At 69.1% G+C, this 21987-nt stretch carries 18 protein-coding genes; 8 read left to right on the top strand and 10 right to left on the bottom strand.

Going from position 1 to position 21987, the window contains the following annotated elements; translation table 11 throughout:
• Positions 1-223 precede the first annotated feature (223 nt).
• On the top strand, positions 224-397 hold the full coding sequence (locus C5E10_RS01040; protein ID WP_104243312.1) for a CsbD family protein: 174 nt from the start codon (positions 224-226) through the stop codon (positions 395-397).
• A gap of 67 nt (positions 398-464) precedes the next feature.
• Here the strand turns inward: C5E10_RS01040 and C5E10_RS01035 are convergent, their stop codons facing one another.
• The 3 genes from C5E10_RS01035 to ppsA all read right to left on the bottom strand — a co-directional run bounded on the left by C5E10_RS01035 (position 465) and on the right by ppsA (position 4207).
• Positions 465-737 carry a hypothetical protein gene (locus C5E10_RS01035; protein ID WP_104330056.1) on the bottom strand — a complete coding sequence of 91 codons (273 nt, stop codon included), beginning with the start codon at positions 735-737 and terminating at the stop codon, positions 465-467.
• Between the two features lie 132 nt (positions 738-869).
• Positions 870-1703: an alpha/beta fold hydrolase gene (locus C5E10_RS01030; RefSeq protein WP_219820302.1), complete on the bottom strand. Its 834-nt coding sequence runs from the start codon at positions 1701-1703 to the stop codon at positions 870-872.
• An 86-nt stretch (positions 1704-1789) separates the two neighbouring features.
• A complete protein-coding gene (ppsA, locus tag C5E10_RS01025) occupies positions 1790-4207 on the bottom strand; it encodes a phosphoenolpyruvate synthase (protein WP_104330054.1) in 2418 nt (805 codons plus the stop codon).
• Positions 4208-4332: 125 nt separating this feature from the next.
• Here ppsA and C5E10_RS01020 point away from each other — a divergent pair, with 125 nt between their 5' ends.
• A complete protein-coding gene (locus C5E10_RS01020; RefSeq protein WP_104300036.1) occupies positions 4333-5772 on the top strand; it encodes a helix-turn-helix domain-containing protein in 1440 nt (479 codons plus the stop codon).
• Between the two features lie 47 nt (positions 5773-5819).
• Positions 5820-8057: a beta-glucosidase gene (locus tag C5E10_RS01015; RefSeq protein ID WP_104330053.1), complete on the top strand. Its 2238-nt coding sequence runs from the start codon at positions 5820-5822 to the stop codon at positions 8055-8057.
• Between the two features lie 72 nt (positions 8058-8129).
• Here C5E10_RS01015 and C5E10_RS01010 read toward each other — a convergent pair whose 3' ends face one another.
• Positions 8130-8732 carry a TetR/AcrR family transcriptional regulator gene (locus C5E10_RS01010; RefSeq protein WP_104330052.1) on the bottom strand — a complete coding sequence of 201 codons (603 nt, stop codon included), beginning with the start codon at positions 8730-8732 and terminating at the stop codon, positions 8130-8132.
• A gap of 155 nt (positions 8733-8887) precedes the next feature.
• Here C5E10_RS01010 and C5E10_RS01005 point away from each other — a divergent pair, with 155 nt between their 5' ends.
• Positions 8888-9601, top strand: a complete 714-nt coding sequence (locus tag C5E10_RS01005; RefSeq protein ID WP_104330051.1) for an SDR family oxidoreductase — start codon at positions 8888-8890, stop codon at positions 9599-9601.
• A 436-nt stretch (positions 9602-10037) separates the two neighbouring features.
• Here the strand turns inward: C5E10_RS01005 and C5E10_RS01000 are convergent, their stop codons facing one another.
• Both C5E10_RS01000 and C5E10_RS00995 read right to left on the bottom strand, forming a co-directional pair.
• Positions 10038-10898: an alpha/beta fold hydrolase gene (locus C5E10_RS01000; RefSeq protein ID WP_104330050.1), complete on the bottom strand. Its 861-nt coding sequence runs from the start codon at positions 10896-10898 to the stop codon at positions 10038-10040.
• A 52-nt stretch (positions 10899-10950) separates the two neighbouring features.
• A complete protein-coding gene (locus C5E10_RS00995) occupies positions 10951-11946 on the bottom strand; it encodes an NADP-dependent oxidoreductase (RefSeq protein WP_104330049.1) in 996 nt (331 codons plus the stop codon).
• 239 nt (positions 11947-12185) lie between these two features.
• Here C5E10_RS00995 and C5E10_RS00990 point away from each other — a divergent pair, with 239 nt between their 5' ends.
• The 3 genes from C5E10_RS00990 to C5E10_RS00980 all read left to right on the top strand — a co-directional run bounded on the left by C5E10_RS00990 (position 12186) and on the right by C5E10_RS00980 (position 15157).
• Positions 12186-13121: an SDR family oxidoreductase gene (locus tag C5E10_RS00990; protein ID WP_104330048.1), complete on the top strand. Its 936-nt coding sequence runs from the start codon at positions 12186-12188 to the stop codon at positions 13119-13121.
• A gap of 9 nt (positions 13122-13130) precedes the next feature.
• Positions 13131-13976: a helix-turn-helix transcriptional regulator gene (locus C5E10_RS00985; RefSeq protein ID WP_104330047.1), complete on the top strand. Its 846-nt coding sequence runs from the start codon at positions 13131-13133 to the stop codon at positions 13974-13976.
• Between the two features lie 410 nt (positions 13977-14386).
• On the top strand, positions 14387-15157 hold the full coding sequence (locus C5E10_RS00980; RefSeq protein ID WP_104330046.1) for an SDR family NAD(P)-dependent oxidoreductase: 771 nt from the start codon (positions 14387-14389) through the stop codon (positions 15155-15157).
• A 401-nt stretch (positions 15158-15558) separates the two neighbouring features.
• On the opposite strand, the gene C5E10_RS00975 is transcribed toward C5E10_RS00980, so the two are convergent.
• From C5E10_RS00975 to dnaK, 4 genes are all read right to left on the bottom strand, one after another.
• Positions 15559-16101 carry a heat shock protein transcriptional repressor HspR gene (locus tag C5E10_RS00975; protein WP_104330045.1) on the bottom strand — a complete coding sequence of 181 codons (543 nt, stop codon included), beginning with the start codon at positions 16099-16101 and terminating at the stop codon, positions 15559-15561.
• Positions 16102-16110: 9 nt separating this feature from the next.
• Positions 16111-17121 (bottom strand): DnaJ C-terminal domain-containing protein, encoded by a 1011-nt coding sequence (locus C5E10_RS00970; protein WP_104330044.1) that lies wholly within the window; start codon positions 17119-17121, stop codon positions 16111-16113.
• Positions 17122-17236: 115 nt separating this feature from the next.
• Positions 17237-17947 (bottom strand): nucleotide exchange factor GrpE, encoded by a 711-nt coding sequence (locus C5E10_RS00965; RefSeq protein ID WP_104330043.1) that lies wholly within the window; start codon positions 17945-17947, stop codon positions 17237-17239.
• 2 nt (positions 17948-17949) lie between these two features.
• Positions 17950-19815: a molecular chaperone DnaK gene (gene dnaK, locus C5E10_RS00960; protein ID WP_104243663.1), complete on the bottom strand. Its 1866-nt coding sequence runs from the start codon at positions 19813-19815 to the stop codon at positions 17950-17952.
• Positions 19816-20182: 367 nt separating this feature from the next.
• Here dnaK and C5E10_RS00955 point away from each other — a divergent pair, with 367 nt between their 5' ends.
• Entirely contained in the window at positions 20183-21808 is a 1626-nt protein-coding gene (locus C5E10_RS00955) for an ABC transporter substrate-binding protein (protein ID WP_104330042.1), read from the top strand.
• Positions 21809-21987 lie beyond the last annotated feature (179 nt).

Below are 21987 nucleotides of genomic sequence, written 5' to 3'. Positions count from 1 at the left end.
GCGACCTGCCGACGCGGCGTCTCGCCCAGGGACGCGACGGCGATCGTCGAGCAGAACCTCGAGGCGCTCGATGCGCTCCTCGGCCAGAAGGTCCCGGTCTTGCTGCAGCTCAGCGGCGGATTCCGCGCCAAGGTGCAGCAGTCCACGCGCCTCCAGTAACCACGACTCCCCACCGCGGCACCCCGATTCCGAGGAACCGCACCCCCAACAGAAAGGAACTGCCATGAGCGCAGGAGACAAGATCAAGAACGCAGCAGAAGAGTTCGGCGGCAAGGCCAAGGAGGCCCTCGGCAAGGCCACCGACAACGACAAGCTCGTCGCCGAGGGCCAGGCCGACCAGGCCAAGGCCAACGTGAAGCAGGCGGGCGAAGACGTCAAGGACGCCTTCAAGAAGTAGCCCTCACCATCACGCAGAAGCGGCAGCCGACTCGGTCGGCTGCCGCTTCTGCATGCGCCGCGTCAGGTCAGATGTCCCAGCTGACGGATCCGTAGTAGTTGTTGAAACCGCCTGGTGTCAGAGTGTTTCGCACACAGTTGTCGACCGCGGTGATCTTCTTGCCGGCAGCCGCGTAGGTGTTGGCTGCGTTGTTCAAGGTGATCTGGCAATTCTGCAGCGTGCTGCCGTAGATCATCTGTCGGTGCGTGGCGGCGCTTGCAGCGGGCGCGAGGGCAACCCCCGCACCCCCGACGAGTCCGAACGCGATCACGGCGGACGCGAGCTTCTGGCGCAGTCTCATGACTTCTTCCTCTCCTCGGTGTACCTGTGTGATGACCCCGTAGACCAGAGCCACGACAAGCGGGCTGGTCCACGCGACCTGCCCCAGCCTTCACCGCCAGCGTGGGAGTTCCCTCAATCAGCAGGCGCGAGGTCAGCGCCGGACGCCACTCGTCCACCGCGTGAGCTCAGCCGCGAGCGCTGCGGGAGCGTCCAGCTGGATGAGGTGGCCTGCGCCGTCGATGAGGGTGACCGAGGCGTTCGGGATGAGCGCGCCGAGCCGCTGCGCTCGGTCGCTCGGGATCCAGGTGTCCTCGCGCCCCCACACGATGTGCACGGGTTCCGTGAGGGTGGCGTAGAGCGGTTCGACCTCCGCCGTGAAGCGCTCGTCTGCCTGCGCGATCTGCCGGTAGAACGCAGCCTGCCCCGCCGCATCCGCCCACGGATCCACGAGCATGGCGAGGTCATCCGCGCTCAGGCCCCTATGGCTGGCTCCGCGGATGTACGCCTCCACGGCGCCGCGATGCACCGCGGCCGGCAGTTGCTCGAACACCGCGGCGTGCTCTTTCACGAGGTTGAAGAAGGGCGAACCCCACGGCGAGAGGGCGACGACGTCGACGAGTGCCAGCGACGCGTACGCGGCCCCGCGGAGCAGTCGAGCACGCAGCGCCACCGCGCCGCCGAAGTCGTGGGCGACGACGTGCGGCCGGTCGAGGCCCCAGGATTCGAGCAGCTCGGCGAACAGCTCGCCCTGCACGCCGAGGTCGACGGCATGCGACGGTTCCTTCGACGAGGAGCCGTAGCCGGGCATATCCCACAGGTAGACGGTGAACTGCGCGGAGAGGGCCTCCGCGATCGGCCGCCACAGCGCCGACGACCACGGGGTGCCGTGCAGGAAGACGAGGGCTGGCCCTTCCCCGAAGCTGTCCCAGCGCACGGTCCTGCCGCGCCAGGAGAACACGTTGGGCAGGCTCTCGTCGCTCATCATCCACCGATTGTGTCAGCCGCGCGGCCGGCACCGCTTGCGACGCCGAGCTGGCGTCCCGCCCGGAGGCGGCACGCCAGCCCTCCGCCTCAGAGGTTCGCGGCGAGCCTCGTCCACGTCTCCACGACGCTGTCCGGGTTGAGCGACAGCGAGGAGATGCCACGGTCGAACAGGTACTGGGCGAGTTCGGGATGGTCGCTCGGCGCCTGCCCGCAGATGCCGACGTAGCGTCCGTGCTTCGTGCAGGCGTCGATCGCGAGGTCGATGAGGCGAAGCACCGCGGGGTTGCGCTCGTCGAAGCTGTCCGAGATGAGGCCGGAGTCGCGGTCGATGCCGAGCGTCAGCTGCGTGAGGTCGTTCGAGCCGATGGAGAAGCCGTCGACGAGCTCCAGGAACTGCTCCGCGAGGAGCGCGTTGGAGGGCACCTCGCACATCATGATCACCTCGAGGCCGTTCTGGCCGCGGCGCAGCCCGTTCTCCGCGAGGCGCTCGACAACCGCGCGGGCCTCCTCCACCGTGCGCACGAACGGGATCATGACCTTCACGTTCGTGAGCCCCATGTCGTCCCGGACGACCCTGATCGCCTCGCACTCGAGTGCGAACGCCTCCGCGAAGTCGTCGGAGATGTACCTCGCGGCACCGCGGAAGCCGAGCATCGGGTTCTCCTCGACGGGCTCGTAGCGGGCGCCCCCGAGCAGCCCCGCGTACTCGTTCGACTTGAAGTCGGAGAGCCGCACGATGACGGGCTTCCCGTCGAACGCGGCGGCGAGCGTCGCGACGCCCTCGGCGAGGCGGCGCACGAAGAAGTCCGCGGGAGAGTCGTAGGCGGCGATGCGCTCGTCGATGGCGGCGCGGATGCTCGCCTCCTGGTCGTCGAGCTCGAGCAGCGCACGGGGGTGCACGCCGATCTGGCGCGAGATGACGAACTCCATGCGCGCGAGCCCCACGCCGTCGTTCGGCAGCGCGGCGAGCGTGAACGCGGCGTCCGGGTTGCCGACGTTGAGCATGATCTTGCCCGGCAGCTCCGGGAAGGAGGCGAGCTCGATGCGCTCCACCTCGATGGGCAGGATGCCGGCGAGCACGACCCCAGTCTCGCCTTCGGCGCAGGTCACGGTGACCTCGTCGCCGTCCGCGAGGCGCTCGGTCGCGTCGCCGGCCCCGACCACGGCGGGGACGCCGAGCTCGCGGGCGATGATCGCGGCGTGACAGGTGCGGCCGCCGCGGTTCGTGACGATCGCGGAGGCGCGCTTCATGATCGGCTCCCAGTCGGGGTCGGTCATGTCGGCGACCAGCATGTCACCCTGGCGGAACTCGCTCATCTGCGAGGGGGAGGTGAGCAGCCGCACGACCCCAGCGCCGATGCGCTGCCCGATCGCCCGACCTTCGACGAGCTTCGCGCTGCGCTCCAGCAGGCTGTGCCGCTCGAGCGTGCCGGCAGCTCGCCGCGAGACGACGGTCTCCGGGCGGGCCTGCAGGATGTAGATGCGCCCGTCGATGCCGTCCTTGCCCCACTCGATGTCCATGGGCCGCCCGTAGTGCTCCTCGATCGCGAGCGCCGCCTCGGCCAGCTCGGTGACCTCGGCGTCGGTGACGGAGAACTGGCGCTGCGCATCCGGTGCCGTCTCGACGAACTCGGTGGTGCGCCCGACGCGGGTGTCGTCCGTGAAGACCATGCGGGTCGCCTTGCTGCCGACTCGGCGCGACAGCACGGCGGGCCGCCCCTCGCGGAGGGTGCGCTTGTGCACCGTGAACTCGTCGGGGTTGACCGCGCCCTGCACGACCCCCTCGCCGAGCCCGTAGGCGCTCGTCACGAACACGGCGCCGTCGTAGCCCGACTCGGTGTCGACGCTGAACATGACCCCGGCTGCACCCTCGTCGGAGCGCACCATGCGCTGCACGCCGACGGAGATCGCGATGCCGGTGTGCGCGAAGCCCTGGTGCACGCGGTACGCGATGGCGCGGTCGGTGAAGAGCGACGCGAAGACCTTGCGGGTGGCGGCGAGCACGTTCTCGATGCCCGCGATGTTGAGGAACGTCTCCTGCTGCCCCGCGAACGACGCGTCCGGCAGATCCTCGGCCGTGGCGCTCGAGCGCACCGCGACGAGCAGCTGGCCGTCGGTCTCGGCGTCCAGACGGGCGAAGGCTTCGCGCATGGCTGCTTCGAGCTCCGCGGCGAGCGGGGCGGCTTCGATGCGAGCGCGGATGCGGGCGCCGACGATCGCGAGGCGCGCCACGTCGTCGACGTCGAGGCCCACGATCTCACCGCGGATCCACGCGTCGATGCCCGTCTCACGCAGGTGCCGGTTGAAGGCGCTCGCCGTCGTGGCGAAGCCGTCCGGCACACGCACTCCGGCGTCCGTGAGGTTCGCGATGAGCTCGCCGAGCGAGGCGTTCTTGCCGCCGACCTCGGGGATGTCCGAGAGGCGCACCGCGCTGAAGGGGAGGACGTACGCCTCGTTGCTCGTGGATGCGTCTGCGGAGGTAGGGGGTTCGTGGAGCAACGTCATGGTGAGTCCTTCTGGGTGTCGTCGTTGACGGTAGTTGCGGGATGAACTCAGTATTCGTCGCGAACTGAGCACTCTTTCGCGGAAATGTGTGTAAAGAACTGCCGTTCTTGCGCTAGCGTCATGCCATGCCCGCCGACGTGTACACCGCCTCCGTGCTCGGAGCCCGCATCCGCCACTACCGCTCGCTCGCGAAGCTCACCCTCGACGACCTCGCGGCTCAGCTCGAGACGAGCCCCAGCCGCATCTCGCTCATCGAGAACGGGCGCCGCGAGCCGAAGCCGTCAGAGCTCCCCTCCTTCGCGAGGGCCCTCGGGGTGACGGTCGAGGACCTCGTGCGCGCCGAGGCGCCGAACAGCCGCGCCGCGCTCGAGCTCGAGCTGAAGCGCGCCCAGTCTTCCCCGCTGTTCGCGGGGCTCGGGCTCCCCAAGCTGCGCGGGGGCAAGGGCATGCCAGACGACACCCTCGAGACGCTCGTCGGCCTGCACCGGGAACTCGAGCGACGCGCACAGGCCGCCTCTGCGACGCCCGAGGAGGCGCGCATCCGCAACACGCAGCAGCGGGCGTGGATGCGGGAGCGCAACAACTACCTGCCGGAGATCGAGGCGGTCGCCGAAGAGCGCCTCCGCCAGGTCGGGCACGTCGCCGGGGCACTCACGCACCGCGAGGTGCACCTCATGGTCGAGCAGCTCGGCCTCGAGATCGTCTACGCCGACGACCTCCCCCGTTCCACGCGCAGCATCACCGACCTCGAGAACGGGCGCATCTACCTGCCGCCGGAGTCGATCCCGGGCGGGCACGGGCTGCGGTCCATCGCCCTCCAGGCCGTCGCCCACCGCATCCTGGGCCACACGCCTCCAGATTCGTACGCCGACTTCCTGCGCCAGCGGCTCGAGATCAACTACTTCGCAGCCGCCTGCCTCATCCCGCGCACGCAGGCAGTCGACTTCCTGAGCGCCCGCAAGAAGGACCGCGACCTCGCCGTGGAGGACTTCCGCGATGCCTTCGGCGTCACCCACGAGGCGGCCGCCCTGCGCATGACGAACCTCATGACGGAGCACCTCGGGATGCGCGTGCACTTCCTGCGCGTCGGCGCCGTCGGCGAGGTCTACAAGGCCTACGAGAACGACGATCTCCCCCTGCCGCTCGACGTGACCGGCGCCGTCGAAGGGCAGATCGTCTGCCGCCGCTGGGGTGCGAGGCGTGCGACGGAGATCGAGCACCGAACGACGGAGTTCTGGCAGTACACGGACACACCCGCCGGCACGTTCTGGAGCACCATTCAGACGGGCCGGTCAGCCGAGGGCGCCTTCTCGATCACCTTCGGGGTGCCCTTCGACGACGCCAAGTACTTCCGCGGCCGCGACACCGAGAACCGCCAGGTGTCGCGCTGCCCCGATGAGACCTGCTGCCGGCGACCCGACCCGACCCTCGCAGCGCGCTGGTCCGGGCGCGCCTGGCCAAGCGCCCGCCTGCACGCGCAGATCCTTGCATCCCTCCCCGCTGGCCGGTTCCCAGGCGTCGACGACAGCGAGATCTACGCTTACCTGGAACGCCACGCGCCCTGATCTCCGGGCCGCGAGCACTCCCCCGCACGACAGATCGGAGCACGACGATGACCCACGCTGAGCACCTCGACGACCTCACCCTCGAAGAGAAGGCGTCCCTGACGAGCGGCGGGAGCTTCTGGTCGACGAAGGCGGTCGAGCGGGTCGGCATCCCGGCGGTGACGCTGACGGATGGGCCGCACGGGGTGCGCCTGCAGCGGGAGGGCGGCGACCACCTCGGCCTCGCCGACAGCGTTCCTGCGACGTGCTTCCCGCCCGCCGTCGCGCTCGGCTCGAGCTGGGACGCGGACCTCGTCCGCCGCGTGGGTGTCGCGCTCGGCGAGGAGGCCAAGGCGGAGGGTGTCGGCGTGCTGCTCGGCCCCGGCATCAACATCAAGCGGTCCCCGCTGTGCGGGCGCAACTTCGAGTACTTCTCCGAGGACCCGCTCGTGAGCGGCGTCATGGGCTCTGCCCTCGTCGGCGGCCTGCAGAGCCAGGGCGTCGGGTCGTCGCTCAAGCACTTCGCCGCGAACAACCAGGAGACCGACCGACTGCGGATCAGCGCCGACGTCGACGAGCGCCCCCTCCGCGAGATCTACCTGCGCGCCTTCCAGCGCGTCGTCACCGAGCAGCAGCCGTGGACCGTCATGTGCTCCTACAACAAGATCAACGGCGTCTACGCCTCCGAGAATCACTGGCTGCTCACCACCGTCCTCCGCGAGGAATGGGGCTACGAGGGCCTCGTCGTCTCCGACTGGGGCGCCGTCGACGACCGCGTCACCGGCATCGCGGCCGGGCTCGACCTCGAGATGCCGGCCAGCGGCGGGCGCACGGACGCTCAGCTCGTGGATGCGGTGCGCTCCGGCGACCTCGACGAGCAGCACGTGACCACCGCCGCCCGCCGCGCGCTGGAGCTCGTCGACAAGATCGTCGCGGGCGCAGACGCATCCGCCAGCTACGACGCGGAGGCGCACCACGGGCTTGCCCGCGAGGCCGCCGGGCGCAGCATCGTGCTGCTGAAGAACGAGGGCGAGCTGCTGCCACTCGAGCCCGCTTCGAGCGAGAGCATCGCGGTGATCGGCGAGTTCGCGCGCACTCCCCGCTACCAGGGCGCCGGCAGCTCACTCATCAACCCGACCCGGCTCGACGACGCCCTCACGGAGCTGAGCCGGGTCGCCGGAGACCGGGTCCGATTCGCGCCCGGCTTCACGCTCGACGACTCCGGCGACGCCGACGCGCTGCGAGCGGATGCGGTCGAGACCGCCGCGAGCGCATCCGTCGCCGTCCTCTTCCTCGGCCTGCCAGCGCACGAGGAGTCCGAGGGCTTCGACCGCGCGCACATCGACCTGCCCGCCGACCAGCTCGAGCTGCTCGAGGCGGTGCACGCGGCGAACGAGCACGTCATCGTCGTGCTCTCCAACGGCGGTGTCGTCCGCACCTCGACGTGGCAGGACCTCGCCCCGTCGATCGTCGAGGGCTGGCTCCTCGGGCAGGCCGGCGGCGGGGCGATCGCCGACGTGCTCTTCGGCGTCGTCAACCCGTCCGGGCGCCTCGCCGAGACGGTTCCCGTGCGCCTCGAGGATTCCCCGGCGCACGTCGGGTTCCCCGGCGCGTTCGGCCACGTGCGCTACGGCGAGGACATCTTCGTCGGCTACCGCGGCTACGACGCGCGTGCGAGCGAGGTCTCGTTCCCGTTCGGCCACGGCCTGTCGTACACGAGCTTCGCCTACGAGAACCTCGCCGTCGAGGTCGACGACAGCGGTCTGCGCATCCAGGTGGATCTCACCAACACGGGGAGCAGGGACGGCCGCGAGGTCGTGCAGGTCTACACGGGCCTCCCCGGCTCCGCCGTGCCGCGCGCGACGCGCTCGCTCGCTGCGTTCGCCGTCGTCGAGGTGGCTGCCGGCTCGACGGTCCCCGTCACCATCGAGGTGCCGCGCTCCGAGCTCGCCTACTTCCACCCGATCGCCGGGCAGTGGACGGTCGAGGGCGGCGAGTACCCCGTCGAGGTTGGTGCCTCGAGCCGCGACCTCCGCGCCTCGACGCAGGTGGCGGTCGCCGGTGACGAGCTCGCGCTCCCCCTCGACGAGACCTCGACGATCGCCGAGTGGCTCGACGACGAGCGGGGTGGCCCACTGCTGCGCACCGCACTGCTCGAGGGCGACAGCGGCCTGTCCGGGATGCTGGCCGACCCGGAGATGCTCAAGATGCTCGGCTCCATGCCGCTCGGGCGAGTGGCCAAGTTCCCCGGCAGCCCACTCGACGAGGCGGCGCTCGGCGAGCTCGTGGAGAGCGCGAAGAGCTAACGGAGAGCACGAAGAGCGGGCGGAGCGCCGGCGACGTGCCGGTTCGGGGATCCCCCGGACCGGCACGTCGAGTCAGGCGGGCAGCACCGCCTGGACCTGCGCGCGAACCTGCTCGACGAGGTCGTCGTCGGATAGCGAGGCGTTGATCGACGCGGCCATGGTCGTGAACATGATGGCGGAGACGACCTGCGCGAGCGTGCGCGCGGTGTCGGCCGTGGCGGCGGTCTCCCGCTCGATGACGTCGGCGACCAGGTCCTGGGTCTGGCTCGTCAGTGCCAGCGCCTCTGCATGCCGAGGCTCTTCCGGGTCGCCGAAGACCATCTCCCGCAGGTAGGTTCGCCCGTTCTCGATCTGCTTGCGGTTGCACGCGACGACGGGGCGAAGCACGGCGAGCACGCCGTCGAGCGCGCCGGTCGTCTCGGCCGCAGCGGCCCGACCCTCCTCGAGCGCAGTCTCGTACATGGAGTTCTGCACGAGCAGCAGCAGCTCGCCCTTGGTCTTGGCGTAGAGGAACAGCGTTCCGGTGCCGATGTCGGCGCGGTCCGCGATCTCCTGCGTGGTGACGTCATCGACCCCGCGCTCGGCGAAGAGCTCGCCGGCCGCCGCCGTGATGCGCTCGAGCTTGTCGAGCTTGTTTCGCTCGCGGCGCCCCATCGGGCGGGCGTCGGTGGTCATCCAGATCTCCCCGGGAATAATTCGTGAGTATGCTCAGTTATGAGTTTAGTCGCTAACGTGCGGGTTCGGTACCCGTGCCGATTCTTCCACGCCGCCGCAGCACCCATCCGCTGCCCCGACGTACGCGACAACCCACCGACTAGAAAGAGCCCCACATGCCTTCACTCAACGGAGCAGTTGTCCTCGTCACCGGCGCGAACGGGGGCATCGGCACGAACTTCGTCCGCGAGGCCCTCGCCCGCGGCGCCGCCAAGGTCTACGCCACGGCCCGCACGCCACGAACCTGGGACGACGAGCGGGTCGTGCCCCTCGCCCTCGACGTCACCGACTCGGCATCCATCGCCGCCGTCGTCGAGGCGGCACCCGACGTGACCGTGCTCATCAAGAACGCCGGAGCCTCGGTCTCGTCCCCGGGCATCCTGTCGCACAGCGACGAGGAGATCCGGGCGAACGTCGCGACCAACTTCCTCGGACCCGTCTTCCTCGCGCGCGCCTACGCGCCGCTCCTCGCGAACCGTGAGGGCGCGACCATCATCGACGTGCACTCGGCCCTCAGCTGGTACGCGGTCAACGGCATCTACAGCGCCACGAAGGCCGCACTCTGGTCGGCGACGAACTCGCTGCGCCTCGAACTCCAGCCAGCAGGCGTGCACGTCGTGGGCGTCCACGTCGGCTGGGTCGACACGGCCATGGCGGCGCACACGGATGACCCGAAGACCGACCCGGCCGTGCTCGTCTCGAAGGTCTTCGACGCGAGCGAGGCCGGCGAGTACGAGGTGCTCGCCGACGAGACGTCGGTACAGCTGAGGGCAGGACTCAGCGCCCCGCTCGAGGCGGTCTACCCGCAGCTCAGCCGGGCGACCAGCTAGCAGCTCGCAGCACGCACGACCTGGGAGGGGCGCCGCCACCAAGCGGCGCCCCTCCTTCGGCCGGAACCGTGATGGCTTTCGCTGACCCTGATGGGTTTTTTCCCATCACCGGTCGCCGAAACCCATCACGTGCATCCCCGAAACCCATCACCGCTCGCCGAAACCCATCAACGTCGCCGAGACCGACAACCATCGGCCACGCGCGACGCGCGCCTCAACACGAAGGTGGCGTGGCTCCCGGACAGTCGGGAGCCACGCCACTTTCGTGACAGCCTGTCGAGGCTACGATTCTGGCGTTGCGAAGACCTCGCCATCGCGAACGAACGTCAGCGCTGCCGTGACGTCATGGGCATGCACAGCGGATGCGACTGGCGCCAGCAGCTCCGTGAGCTCACCGCTCGCGCTTTCCGCCGCGAAGAACGCATCGCGTGCTGCGTCAGCGGGTGAGGAACTCGACGGCGACCGGTGCGAACTGGTGGTGGTACTGGAAGATGCCGCCGTGGCCCGAGTCGGAGTACATGACGAGCTCGGAGCCGGCGATGCGCCTGTGCAGGTCGTTGGAGAGCACCGACGGCACCATGCGGTCGTTGTCGCCGTTGGCGATGAGGGTCGGCTGCGTGAGGGTCGAGAGGTCGGAGGGCGCGGAGCGTCCGTAGCGCTGGATGGCCTTGAGCTGCGTCTGGAACGCCTTCAAGCTGATCGACTTGTCGCGGTCGCCCGTGCGCTCGGACAACCGGGCGACGAACGCTTTCGCGGCCCGCTTGCCCCGGTCGTCGCGGTTGAAGAACAGGAACTCCTTGATGTCGGAGCGGGTGAGGATGGAGCGCACGAGGTCGAGGTAGGTGACACCGACGACCTTGTCCATGTCCTTGCCGCCGCGCGGACCGGTGCCCGTGAGCACGAGCCGGCGCACGAGGTCCGGGTGCTTGACGACGAGGTCCTGCGCGATCATCCCGCCCATGGAGAACGAGAAGATGTCGACCTTCTCGTAGCCGAGCGCGGTGATGAACTCGTACGCGTGGTCGGCCGCTTCCTCGATGGTGCCGGGAACGACGCCCGTCGAGGCGCCGACGCCGCGCTGGTCGAAGGTGATGACGTGGCGCTTCTCGGCGATGGGGTCGACGATGCGGGGGTCCCAGTTGTCGAGCGTGGCCGCGAGGTGCACGAAGAAGATGACGGGGATGTCTTCCTTCGGACCCAGCTCGCGGTAGGCGTAGCTGATGCCGCCCACGGTGATGCTCTTCGCCGGGGCGAGCGCGTAGGAGGTGACGACGGGCTCGTTGGATGCAGTGCTCATGATGTTCTCTCTTGAAACCTTGAGGGGGTTGGTGGGGTGTGACCGCTGATGGTCAGCGGTTGCTGATGACTGCCTTGCCGCGAATGCCACCGTCCCTCAGCGATTCGAGCGCGTGCACGGTCTCGTCGAAGGGGAAGACTCTTCCCACTGTGGGCTTGATCGCTCCACGCTCGATGAGCGCGGAGATCTCACGCAGCTGCTCGCCGCTCGCGCGCATGAAGAGGAAGCGGTAATCGACGCCGAGTCGTTTCGCCTGCTTGCGGACCTTGCCGCTGAGCCCGGTGATCGCGAGGCGCAGCACGGGGTTCAGGCCGGCACTCCGGGCGAAGTCGGGGGTGGGGGGACCGGAGATGCCGACGGCGATTCCGCCAGGCCCCAGGATGCGGAGCGACTTCTCGAGGTTCTCGCCGCCGAGGCTGTCGAGCACGAGGTCGTAGCCGCTGAGGAGCTGCTCGAAGTCCTCGTTGCGGTAGTCGATCGTGTGGTCGGCGCCGAGCTCGCGAGCGAACGCCGCGTTGGATGCGCTGACGGTGGTGGCGACCTCGGCCCCGAGGTGCTTCGCGAGCTGGATCGCGATGGATCCGACTCCGCCCGAGCCGGCGTGGATGAGGACCTTCTGCCCGCGCTGCACGTTGCCGATCTCGACGAGCGCCTGCCAGGCGGTGAGGGCGACGAGCGGGAGCGAGCCCGCCTCTTCCATGGAGATGGACGACGGCTTGGGCGCCACATCCGCTTCGTCGACCGCGATGCGCTCGGCGAACGTGCCGATGCGGTGGTCGCGGGGCCTCGCGTAGACCTCGTCTCCCGGACGGAACCCGCGAACCGCGGCGCCGACCCGCAGCACCGTTCCGGCGACATCGTGCCCGAGGGTCAGCGGCAGCTTGTACGGCAGGATCTGCTTGAACTCGCCGATGCGGATCTTCTCGTCGAGCTGGTTCACGCCGGCGGCCTGCACCTGGACAAGCACGTCGTGCTCTCCCATGATCGGCTCCGGGATATCGGCCTCTCGCAGGGACGTCTTGTAAGTGGAGAAGGTGAACGCTCGCATGGGTGGGACTCCGGATTCGGGTTTGCGTCGGTGAATCGCCCCGCCATTTGCCGAGCGTACTCAATTCTGAGTCAACTCATTAACTATGTCAACCAGCCTCATCCAGGGACCCCCGATCCCTGGATGAGCGAGCCCTGAATCGAAGAAGATCGACCCAGCAGAGTGGTTCCAGCAGCCAGACTGCACCTTCGCCTCACCGGCGGAGCGATCTCGACATCGACACCACTCAGGAGCATCCCGTGCCCAAGAACCGCGACATCCCAGTTCCCTCCCTCACCGGCCAACTCGCCCTGGTCACGGGTGCGAGCGACGGCATCGGCATCAACATCGCCGCGAGGCTCGCCCGCGCCGGCGCGACGGTCATCATGCCGGTCCGCAACCGCGCCAAGGGCGAGAAGGCAGCCGCGCGCATCCGAGGCGCGAACCCGGATGCGAAGCTCGAGCTGCGCCAGCTGGACCTCTCCTCGCTGGCATCGGTCTCGGCCCTCACCGATGAGCTCGTCGAAGACGGGCGCCCCATCAACATCCTGATCAACAACGCTGGCGTCATGACACCACCCGAGCGACGCACCACGAGCGACGGCTTCGAGCTGCAGTTCGGCACCAACCACCTCGGCCACTTCGCCCTCACGACCGGACTGCTCCCCCTCCTCAAGGAGGGCGAGGCGCACGTCACGACGCAGATCAGCATCGCCGCCAACCAGGGCGCCGTTCACTGGGACGACCTGAACTGGGAGCGCAGCTACAGCAAGATGGGCTCGTACAGCTCGTCGAAGATCGCGACCGGCCTGCTCGGGATGCACCTGCACCGCCTCAGCGAGGCGAACGACTGGGGCATCCAGAGCAACCTCTCGCACCCTGGCGTCTCCCCCACGAACCTCCTCGCCGCACAGCCGGGCATGGGGCGAGCCAGCGACACCACCGAGGTCAAGGTCATCCGCCTCCTCTCGCGGGTCGGCATCACCGGCACCCCGCAGAGCGCTGCCCTCCCCGCAGTCCTCGCGGCCACGAGCCCCGGCGCGAAGGGTGGCCGCCTCTACGGCCCGAAGGGCCCAGGCCACATCGGCGGCCGCCCGTCCGAGCAGAAGCTGTACTCGCGCGTCGCGAGCGAAGCGGATGCGCGCCGCCTGTGGGAGCTCTCCGAACAGCTCGTCGCCGAGCACGTCGCCCGCTAGCCTCGCCTCATGGACAGAGCCCAGCTCGCCGATTTCCTCCGCAGCCGCCGCGAGGCGCTGCAGCCCGAGGACGTCGGCCTGACGAAGGGACCCCGCCGCCGCACGCAGGGGCTGCGGCGCGAGGAGGTCGCTGCACTCAGCGACATGTCGGTCGACTACTACAGTCGCCTCGAGCAAGGCCGCGGCCCCCAGCCGTCGGAGCAGATGCTCGCCGCCATGGCGCGTGGCCTGCGGCTGACGGCCGCGGAACGCGACCACCTCTTCCACCTCGCCGGCCACCAGGCACCTCGCCGTGCCATCGGCGGCGAGCACGTGGCCCCCGGCCTCATGCGCATCCTCGACCGCCTGGCCGACACCCCAGCGCAGGTCATGACGGCCATGGGCGAGACGCTCGTGCAGACACCGGCCGCGCGTGCCCTCTTCGGCGACGAGACCCGCTTCGCCGGCAACGCCCGCAGCGTCGTCTACCGCTGGTTCACGGCACCCGGCACCCGCGACGTCTACCCATCCGCCGACCACGAGAAGCTGTCTCGAGCGTTCGCCGCGGATGCTCGCGGCTTCGCCGCCCAGCAGGGGCCAGGCTCTCGAGCGCAGCGGGTCGTGGATGCGCTCCTCGCCGAGAGCCCGGAGTTCGCCGCAATCTGGGCCGACCACGAGATCAACGCGACGCACGAGCTCGAGAAGCGAGTGCAGCATCCAGAGCTAGGGGTCATGGAGGTGCACTGCCAGTTCCTCGTCGACCCCGCGCAGCACCAGACGCTGCTCGTGCTGACGGCCACGCCTGGCACGGAGAGCTACGACCGGCTGCAGCTGCTCTCGGTCATCGGCACGCAGCGCCTCACCTCCGACGCCTGACACCCGGCGCCCTGCGTCCGACATCCGGCACCCGACAACTGGCGTCCGACGTCCGACATCCGGCACCCGACAACTGGCGTCCGACGTCCGACGTCCGGCGCCCTGCACCCGAACGCGCGCGCCCAGGCCGTGGAGTTGTGGCTTGTTGCTGCTGCGCGACGTCGCCACGACATCACGCCACAACTCTGCGGTGGCCGTGACCCTGCTCGGGGCGGTGGCCGTGACCCCGCTCGGGGGCGGGGGCGGGGGCGGTGCGCATGCTTCCGTCGCGTTCGCTGTGTCGGTACACAGTGGATGCGCATGCGCGGCACCTAACCTGGCGGCGCCGTCGGAGATACAGCTCCGGCGGCCGACGACTGCCGCGGGCGAGCGACGCCACGCGGACAACCAGACGACAAAGGAGTTGCGACATGACAGATTTCACCGGACGCTCAGTGGTCATCACCGGCGGCGCGGGCGGCATCGGCGCGGCGACAGCTGAGGAGTTCCTCAAGCTGGGCGCACGCGTGGCCCTGGTCGACCTCTTCCCGGAGCCCCTCGAGGCCGCGCGTGAACGCCTCTCGGCGCACGGCGAGGTCATCGCGATCGCCGCGGACGTCACCGACGAGGCCGACGTCGAGCGCTACGTCGCCGCGACCGTCGAGGCGTTCGGCACGATCGACGTGTTCTTCAACAACGCCGGCATCGAAGGCGCCGTCGGCCCGCTCACGGAAGCGAGCGTCGACAACTACGAGAAGGTCTTCGCCGTCAACGTGCGCGGAGTCTTCCTCGGCATGAAGCATGTCCTCAAGGTCATGACCGAGCGCGGCAGCGGCAGCATCATCAACACGTCCTCGGAGGCGGGCCTCGACGGGGCGCCAGGCGTCTCCGCCTACGTCGCGTCGAAGCACGCCGTGGTCGGCTTCACGAAGTCCGCCGCGCTCGAGGTCGCCCCGACCGGGGTGCGAGTCAACAGCATCCACCCGTCCGGCGTGAACACGCAGATGGTTCGGCGACTGGAGGAGGGCTTCGGCGGCGGCGACACGGAGGCCGCGAAGGCCGGGTTCCAGGCGGCGATCCCGATGGGCCGCTACGCCGAGCCGCTGGACATCGCTCGAGTCGTCGTGTTCCTCGGCTCCGACGAGGCGTCGTTCGTGACCGGCGCGCAGTGGCGCGTCGACGGCGGCAACGGAGCCCGCTAACCCCGCGCGCCGCACCCCACACCCGCGCCCCGAGCCCCGCGCCCACCCGACGCGAAGAGGTCAGTTTCGCCCCACCCTGGGCCTCAGGATGGGGCCAAACTGACCTTTCGGCGCTCGAGACGCGGCTGGTTCGGCGGGATGCGGCGCGGCAGGCGGCGGGCGCGGGCGGCCGGCGCGCGCGGCGCGGAAGGCGGCGGGCGCGAAGCGGGCTCGGGAGCGGCGCTCGGGAGCGGCGCGCGCGGCGCACGAAGCGGCGCGAACGCCGAAAAGGTCAGTTTGGCCCCATCCCGGGCCTCAGGATGGGGCCAAACTGACCTTTCGGCGCTTGAGACGCGCGTGGTTCGGCGGGATGCGGCGCGGCAGGCGGCGAGCGCAGCCACAGGAGCGCGGGCGGCGCGGGCTTACGCGTCCGGCGGCCGCTTGGCGCGGGGAGCGCGCGAACGCGGTGCGGAGGCTTTCGCGCGGCTGCGCTCCGGCCGCGGCTCGTCGGCGTCGGCTTCGTCCTCGGCATCGTGGATGCGCGCCGGCCGCCACACGACGACCTCGGTGCGGCGGGCCGTGCGGCGCCCGTGGGCGAGGGGCACGACATCGCCGCGCTCCCCGGCCGCGAAGATGCGACCGCCGAGCCTCGTGAGGCGCTCGTCGGCGAGTTCCGCCTCGAGCGCGCGGACGCGGCGGCGCAGTCCCAGGACCTCGCGCTGCAGCTCGAGCACGCGGGCGATGCCCTCGAGGCTCACGCCCTCGTTCGACAGCACCGCGATCTCGCGAAGCTGCGCGACGTCGCGGAGCGAGTACCGCCGCACGCGCCCGGCCGTGCGCCGAGGCGTGACGAGGCCCATCCGGTCGTACTGGCGAAGCGTCTGCGGGTGCATGTTCGCGAGCTCCGCCGCCATGGCGATCGCGAAGATCGGGGCGTCCTCGTCGAGGTCGGAGGGGAATGCCATGGGCGCCCCCTACCTGCCTTGGCGCGCGAGACGCAGCAGGTCCTCGCGAGGGCTCTCGTCTCCGGATGCGGCGACGAAGTCGGCGAGGGCCTTCTCCTGCGCGCTCGACAGGTGATTCGGCACGGCCACCTCGAGGTGCACGAGCAGGTCGCCCTTGCCCTTCTTCGACTCGATGCCTCGGCCCTTCACTCGGAGCGTCTTCCCGTTCGGCGTTCCCGGCGCGACCTTGACGCGCACGGTCTTGCCGTCGACGGTCGGCACCTCGATGGTGGCGCCGAGCACTGCCTCAGCGAAGGAGACCGGCACGGTCACCTCCAGGTTGAGGCCCGAGCGCTTGAAGACGGGGTCGGGTCGCACGGCGACGGTGAGGATGAGGTCTCCGGCTTCGCCGCCGTTCGGGCTCTGCCCGCCCTTGCCGCGGAGGCGGATCTTCTGCCCGTCCTCGACGCCGGCGGGAACGCGAACCTTCACGACCCGCCCATCCTGGCCCTGCAGCTCGACCGTGTCGCCGTGGATGGCGGTCATGAAGCTGAGCGTCGTGGATGCGCTCTGGTCGCGCCCCTTCTGCGGTCCGGCCTGGAACCCGGCGGGCCCACCGGCGCCGCCGCCGAAGCTGCCTGCTCCGAAGCCGCCGCCCCCGCCGCCGAACATGGAACCGAGGAGGTCCTCGAAGTCGGCGTTCGACGCGCCGCGGCGTCCGCCGCCACCGTTGAACATGCCTCCGAACACGTCCTCGAAGCCCGCGCCACCTGGACCGCCTGGCCCCTGCTGGAAGCGGGCCCCCGAGCCCATGGCGCGCATCTGGTCGTACTCGGCGCGGTGCTCTGGGTCGGAGATGACCGAGTAGGCCTCGGAGATCTCCTTGAACTTCGCCTCTGCCGCAGTGTCGCCCGGGTGCGAGTCAGGGTGATACTGACGCGCGAGCTTCCGGTACTGCTTCTTGAGGTCTTTTTCGTCTACGTCCTTCGATACGCCGAGCACCGCGTAGAAGTCCTTGTCAAACCAATCCTGACTGGCCATATGGTCCTTCTGTTCCTAGGGATGAGCACGTGTCTTCCGGATGAAGACAAGAGGGGGCCCGCAGCTGCGGTGCCCCCTCCCGTGTTCGATCGGGCGGATGCGCCGATCGCGGTGCTTATGAAGCGGGTACGAAGACGGCTGCCTTCGCGACGCGGACGACGCGCTCGCCGATGGTGTAGCCGCGTTCGACGACGTCAGCGATCGTGTCGCTCGTGACCTCGGGGTTCGGCAGCTGCGCGATGGCCTCGTACCGCTGGGGGTCGAAGGCGTCTCCGGCTTCACCGTAGGCGGTGAGGCCGAGGCGCTCGACTGCGGTGCGCAGCTTGTTGGCGATGACGGCGACCGGGGTGTCCTCGATGAGGTCGCCGTGCTTCTGGGCACGGTCGAGGTCGTCGAGGACGGGGAGGAGGGACCGGAGCACTTCCGCCTTGGTGGCGTCGTAGGCCTCGGTCTTCTCGCGGTCGGTGCGGCGGCGATAGTTGGCGTACTCCGCCTGGACGCGCTGCAGGTCGTGGAGGCGCTCCACTGCGAGATCGCTCTCGCCGGGGGTGCCTTCCGTTGGCGCGTCTTCTGCACCTTCGCCGCTGAGGAGCTTCTCGAGATCCTCGACGCTCAGGCCTTCAGCCGCGGCTTCAGCAGCCTGGCCGGCGGCCGGGTCGGCGTCGTCCGGTGTGGACTCCGCCGACTCGGCCCCAGCAGCCGTGCCGAGGTCGCGAACTTCGCCAGTCTCCGGGTCGATCCGACGCTTGTCGTTGATGATCGGCTCGTTTGCTTCTCCCGAGTTCTCGGGGCCGCGTGCTTCTGACTCGTTTCGCTCTTCAGCCATGGTTACTTCTTGTCCTTGTCGTCCTCGTCGTCCACGACCTCGGCGTCGACGATGTCATCGTCGGCTGCCTGGTCTCCGGCGGGTGCGTCGGCCGCGGGGGCCTCTGCTGCCTGCTCAGCCTGGGCTGCGGCGTAGATGGCCTCGCCGAGCTTCGTCTGGCTGGTGTTGAGCTTGTCGAGCGCCGACTTCACGGCCGCGTCGTCGTCGCCTGCGAGGGCCGTCTTGAGCGCGTCGACATCGCCCTGGACCTCGTTCTTGACGTCGGCGGGGAGCTTGTCGTCGTTCTCGGTGAGCACCTTCTCGACCTGGTAGACCGTGGTCTCGGCGATGTTGCGCTGCTCGGCGCCTTCGCGGCGCTTCTTGTCTTCTTCCGCGTGCTCTTCAGCCTCTCGGACCATGCGCTCGATGTCTTCCTTGCCGAGGCTGGAGCCGCCGGTGATCGTCATCGACTGCTCCTTGCCCGTGCCCTTGTCCTTTGCGGAGACGTGCACGATGCCGTTGGCGTCGATGTCGAACGTGACCTCGATCTGCGGCATGCCACGGGGTGCCGGTGCGATGCCGGTGAGCTCGAAGGTGCCGAGGTTCTTGTTGTCGCGGGTGAACTCGCGCTCGCCCTGGAAGACCTGGATCTGCACGGACGGCTGGTTGTCGTCGGCCGTCGTGAAGGTCTCGCTGCGCTTGGTCGGGATGGCCGTGTTGCGCTCGATGAGCTTGGTCATGATGCCGCCCTTGGTCTCGATGCCGAGGGAGAGGGGCGTGACGTCGATGAGGAGGACGTCCTTGCGCTCGCCCTTCAGCACACCAGCCTGGAGTGCGGCGCCGACTGCGACGACCTCATCCGGGTTGACGCCCTTGTTGGCTTCCTTGCCGCTGAGCTTCTTGACGAGCTCGGCGACGGCGGGCATGCGGGTGGAGCCACCGACGAGGACGACGTGGTCGATCTCGTCGACCTTGATGCCGGCTTCGCGGATGACGTCTTCGAACGGCTTGCGGGTGCGCTCGAGGAGGTCCTTCGTGAGGTCCTCGAACTTCGCACGCGTGATGCTCGTGTCGAGGTTCGCGGGGCCGTTCTCCGTGAGGGAGAGGTAGGGCAGCTGGATGCTGGCGCTGGTGGAGCTGGAGAGCTCCTTCTTCGCCTGCTCAGCGGCTTCCTTGAGGCGCTGGAGCGCGATCTTGTCGTTCGCGACGTCGACGCCGGTCTGCGACTTGAACTCGGTGATGAGGTACTTGACGAGACGGTCGTCCCAGTCGTCGCCGCCGAGGCGGTTGTCACCTGCGGTGGAGCGCACCTGGATGGTGGAGAAGTCGTCGTCCTTGCCTACTTCGAGGAGGGAGACGTCGAACGTTCCGCCACCGAGGTCGAAGACGAGGATGAGCTCGTCTTCCTTGCCCTTGTCGAGGCCGTACGCGAGTGCGGCGGCGGTGGGCTCGTTGATGATGCGGAGCACGTTGAGGCCGGCGATCTCGCCGGCTTCCTTCGTGGCCTGGCGCTCGGCGTCGTTGAAGTACGCGGGGACGGTGATGACCGCGTCGGTCACCTTGTCGCCGAGGTACTGCTCTGCGTCGCGCTTGAGCTTGCCGAGGATGCGCGCGGAGATCTCCTGCGCGGTGTACTTCTTGTCGTCGATGGCCTGGGTCCAGGTGGTGCCCATGTGGCGCTTGACGGATCCGATGGTGCGGTCGACGTTCGTGACGGCCTGGCGCTTGGCGGTCTCGCCGACGAGGACGTCGCCGTCCTTCGTGAATGCGACGATCGACGGGGTGGTGCGGAAGCCTTCGGCGTTTGCGATGACCTTGGGCTCACCACCCTCGAGGACCGAGACGCAGGAGTTCGTGGTTCCGAGGTCGATTCCAACAGCACGTGACATATGTGGTTCTCCTTTTGTAGTGCTTGTCTGTTCTGAGTCTTCGTCGGCTCTGGTTCTGTGCTCCGAATCGGAGCCATTAAGACCTGAGCCGTCTGCGCTCAAGTTTACTCAGCACGGTGCACGCGTCAAGCTGGGCGGCTGAGAGTTGAGTGGGAACGACTCAAGTCTTGACGAGTCACACGAGTCACGGGACACGAGACACACGAGGCAACGAGTTCACGCGTGGAGTCACGCGAGTTCAGCCCCGGCCCCACTGTTACGCGCTTCCTGGACGCCGCCTGAGCTACCTGCCACGCTCACGCCAGCCCGCCACTCAGGCTGGCCGCCCTCGGGCTCTCGCAACGCATCCACCCACGACAGGACCGTCATGAACAGACGCCGCTCCACCTTCTCCGCAGCCGTCATCGGCGCGGCCCTCACTTCCCTCCTCCTCAGCGGATGCGCGACCGGGCAGAGCACCGCGAGCGCGGGTTCCGACACCCCCGTCGCCGGCGGCGACCTCGTGCACGCCGTCACCGCCATCGCCGACGGGTGGCAGCAGCAGCAGTCGAACAACTGGTACAAGAGCCAGGTGTGGACGCAGCTCGTCGAGACGCTCGTCTACGTCGACAACACGGGCGAGGTGCACCCGTGGCTGGCCGAGTCGTGGGAGGAGAGCGAGGACGGACTTCAGTACACGCTGAAGCTGCGCGATGGCGTGACCTTCTCGGACGGCACGCCGCTGAACGCCGACATCGTCGCGAAGAACCTCGAGGTGCTCGGCCTCGGCGACGACAGCAAGGGCATCACCCGCTCGCCGATCGTCCCCGGAGAATTCGCGAGCGCCGAGGCCGTCGACGACACGACCGTGCTCGTCACCCTCAGCGCACCCAACCGCGGGTTCATCCCCAGTCTCGGCTTCTTCGCGGCCGGCATCCTCGGCGAGAGCACCATCGACCTGCCGCTCGAGGAGCAGGCGGACCTCGCGAACGTCGTCGGCACCGGAGCGTTCGTCTTCGAGTCGCAGGTGCCCGAGCGCGAGATCGTGCTCACGAAGCGCGCCGACTACGACTGGGCCAGCGAGGCGTTCGACCACGAGGGCCCCGCCTACCTCGACTCCATCACCTTCAACGTGCTCGAGGAGGACTCCGCACGCCAGGGCGCCCTCGAGTCCGGCCAGGTCGACTCCGTGCACTTCGTGCAGCCCAGCGAGGAGCAGCGCCTCATCGACGGTGGCTTCAACGTCATCTACGGCGAGTACCTCGGCACGCCCATCAACTTCGTGCTGCGACCCAACGCCGAGATCACGGACGACGTGAACGTGCGCCAGGCCATCCAGCACGGCGTGAACCGTCAGGAGATCGTCGACACCGTCTTCAACGCCAACTGGAAGCCGGCGACCTCCTCCGTGCAGGCCGCGACGCCAGGCTGGGTCGACCTGAGCGAGAAGCTCGCCTTCGACCAGGACCTCTCGAACTCGCTCCTCGACGAGTCCGGCTGGACCGAGAAGGACGGCGACGGCTACCGGGTGAAGGACGGCACGCGCCTGACGATCCCCGCATACACGTCGCCGTTCGTGAACGGCTCCGGCCAGATCCTCGAGCTCGCCGCCCAGCAGCTCAAGGCGATCGGCATCCAGCTCGAGATCCGCCAGACGGATGCGAGCACGTACAGCGATGTCTTCGCGGCGGGCGGCACCCCGATCTTCCCCGTAGCCAACTCGTTCCTGGACGCGACGACGCTGCGCCAGTACTGGGGGCAGGACTACACCAACCAGTTCCAGCTGACGGGCGGCGAGCTCGAGGAGCAGCTGCTTGGCGTCTCCCAGACCGCGAACGGCACCGATGAACGCGCGGCGAACCTCGCGAAGCTGCAGGAGAGCGTCCTCGAGGAGGCCTACACGGTGCCGATCGTCGACAACTACCAGGTGTTCGTCACGAGCCCCGAGGTGCACGGCATCGAGACCAACGCCGTCGGCCGCCCGTACTTCTACGACACCTGGCTCGGACAGTAGCCGCCGGCGGCGCGCCTGCACGCAGCGCTGCACTGCAGTGGCCAACTTCCGTGATGCTTCGGCCCGACTGACGTCCATCCGGGCGGGCAGCCCCGAACCATCACGGAAGTTGGCCGGACCGGGCCGGACCGGAGCGCAGACGTCCACGCGGACCCCACCGTCCGCGCGTTCGCCTGCGC

It is taken from the genome of Pseudoclavibacter sp. RFBG4, assembly GCF_002931515.1.
GTDB lineage: Bacteria > Actinomycetota > Actinomycetes > Actinomycetales > Microbacteriaceae > Pseudoclavibacter.
Note: the sequence above shows the minus strand (reverse complement) of the source record. Positions and strands in the feature narration are given on the sequence as shown.

Excerpts from the sequence above, each read along its gene's own strand:
- C5E10_RS01020 (WP_104300036.1), top strand. The coding sequence starts at position 4,333 with ATGCCCGCCGACGTGTACACCGCCTCCGTGCTCGGAGCCCGCATCCGC.
- C5E10_RS01035 (WP_104330056.1), bottom strand. The coding sequence starts at position 737 with ATGAGACTGCGCCAGAAGCTCGCGTCCGCCGTGATCGCGTTCGGACTC.
- C5E10_RS01015 (WP_104330053.1), top strand. The coding sequence starts at position 5,820 with ATGACCCACGCTGAGCACCTCGACGACCTCACCCTCGAAGAGAAGGCG.
- C5E10_RS00975 (WP_104330045.1), bottom strand. The coding sequence starts at position 16,101 with ATGGCATTCCCCTCCGACCTCGACGAGGACGCCCCGATCTTCGCGATC.
- C5E10_RS01040 (WP_104243312.1), top strand. The coding sequence starts at position 224 with ATGAGCGCAGGAGACAAGATCAAGAACGCAGCAGAAGAGTTCGGCGGC.
- C5E10_RS00995 (WP_104330049.1), bottom strand. The coding sequence starts at position 11,946 with ATGCGAGCGTTCACCTTCTCCACTTACAAGACGTCCCTGCGAGAGGCC.
- C5E10_RS01005 (WP_104330051.1), top strand. The coding sequence starts at position 8,888 with ATGCCTTCACTCAACGGAGCAGTTGTCCTCGTCACCGGCGCGAACGGG.
- C5E10_RS00970 (WP_104330044.1), bottom strand. The coding sequence starts at position 17,121 with ATGGCCAGTCAGGATTGGTTTGACAAGGACTTCTACGCGGTGCTCGGC.
- C5E10_RS00955 (WP_104330042.1), top strand. The coding sequence starts at position 20,183 with ATGAACAGACGCCGCTCCACCTTCTCCGCAGCCGTCATCGGCGCGGCC.
- C5E10_RS01030 (WP_219820302.1), bottom strand. The coding sequence starts at position 1,703 with ATGATGAGCGACGAGAGCCTGCCCAACGTGTTCTCCTGGCGCGGCAGG.
- C5E10_RS00980 (WP_104330046.1), top strand. The coding sequence starts at position 14,387 with ATGACAGATTTCACCGGACGCTCAGTGGTCATCACCGGCGGCGCGGGC.
- ppsA (WP_104330054.1), bottom strand. The coding sequence starts at position 4,207 with ATGACGTTGCTCCACGAACCCCCTACCTCCGCAGACGCATCCACGAGC.
- C5E10_RS00985 (WP_104330047.1), top strand. The coding sequence starts at position 13,131 with ATGGACAGAGCCCAGCTCGCCGATTTCCTCCGCAGCCGCCGCGAGGCG.
- C5E10_RS01000 (WP_104330050.1), bottom strand. The coding sequence starts at position 10,898 with ATGAGCACTGCATCCAACGAGCCCGTCGTCACCTCCTACGCGCTCGCC.
- dnaK (WP_104243663.1), bottom strand. The coding sequence starts at position 19,815 with ATGTCACGTGCTGTTGGAATCGACCTCGGAACCACGAACTCCTGCGTC.
- C5E10_RS00965 (WP_104330043.1), bottom strand. The coding sequence starts at position 17,947 with ATGGCTGAAGAGCGAAACGAGTCAGAAGCACGCGGCCCCGAGAACTCG.
- C5E10_RS01010 (WP_104330052.1), bottom strand. The coding sequence starts at position 8,732 with ATGACCACCGACGCCCGCCCGATGGGGCGCCGCGAGCGAAACAAGCTC.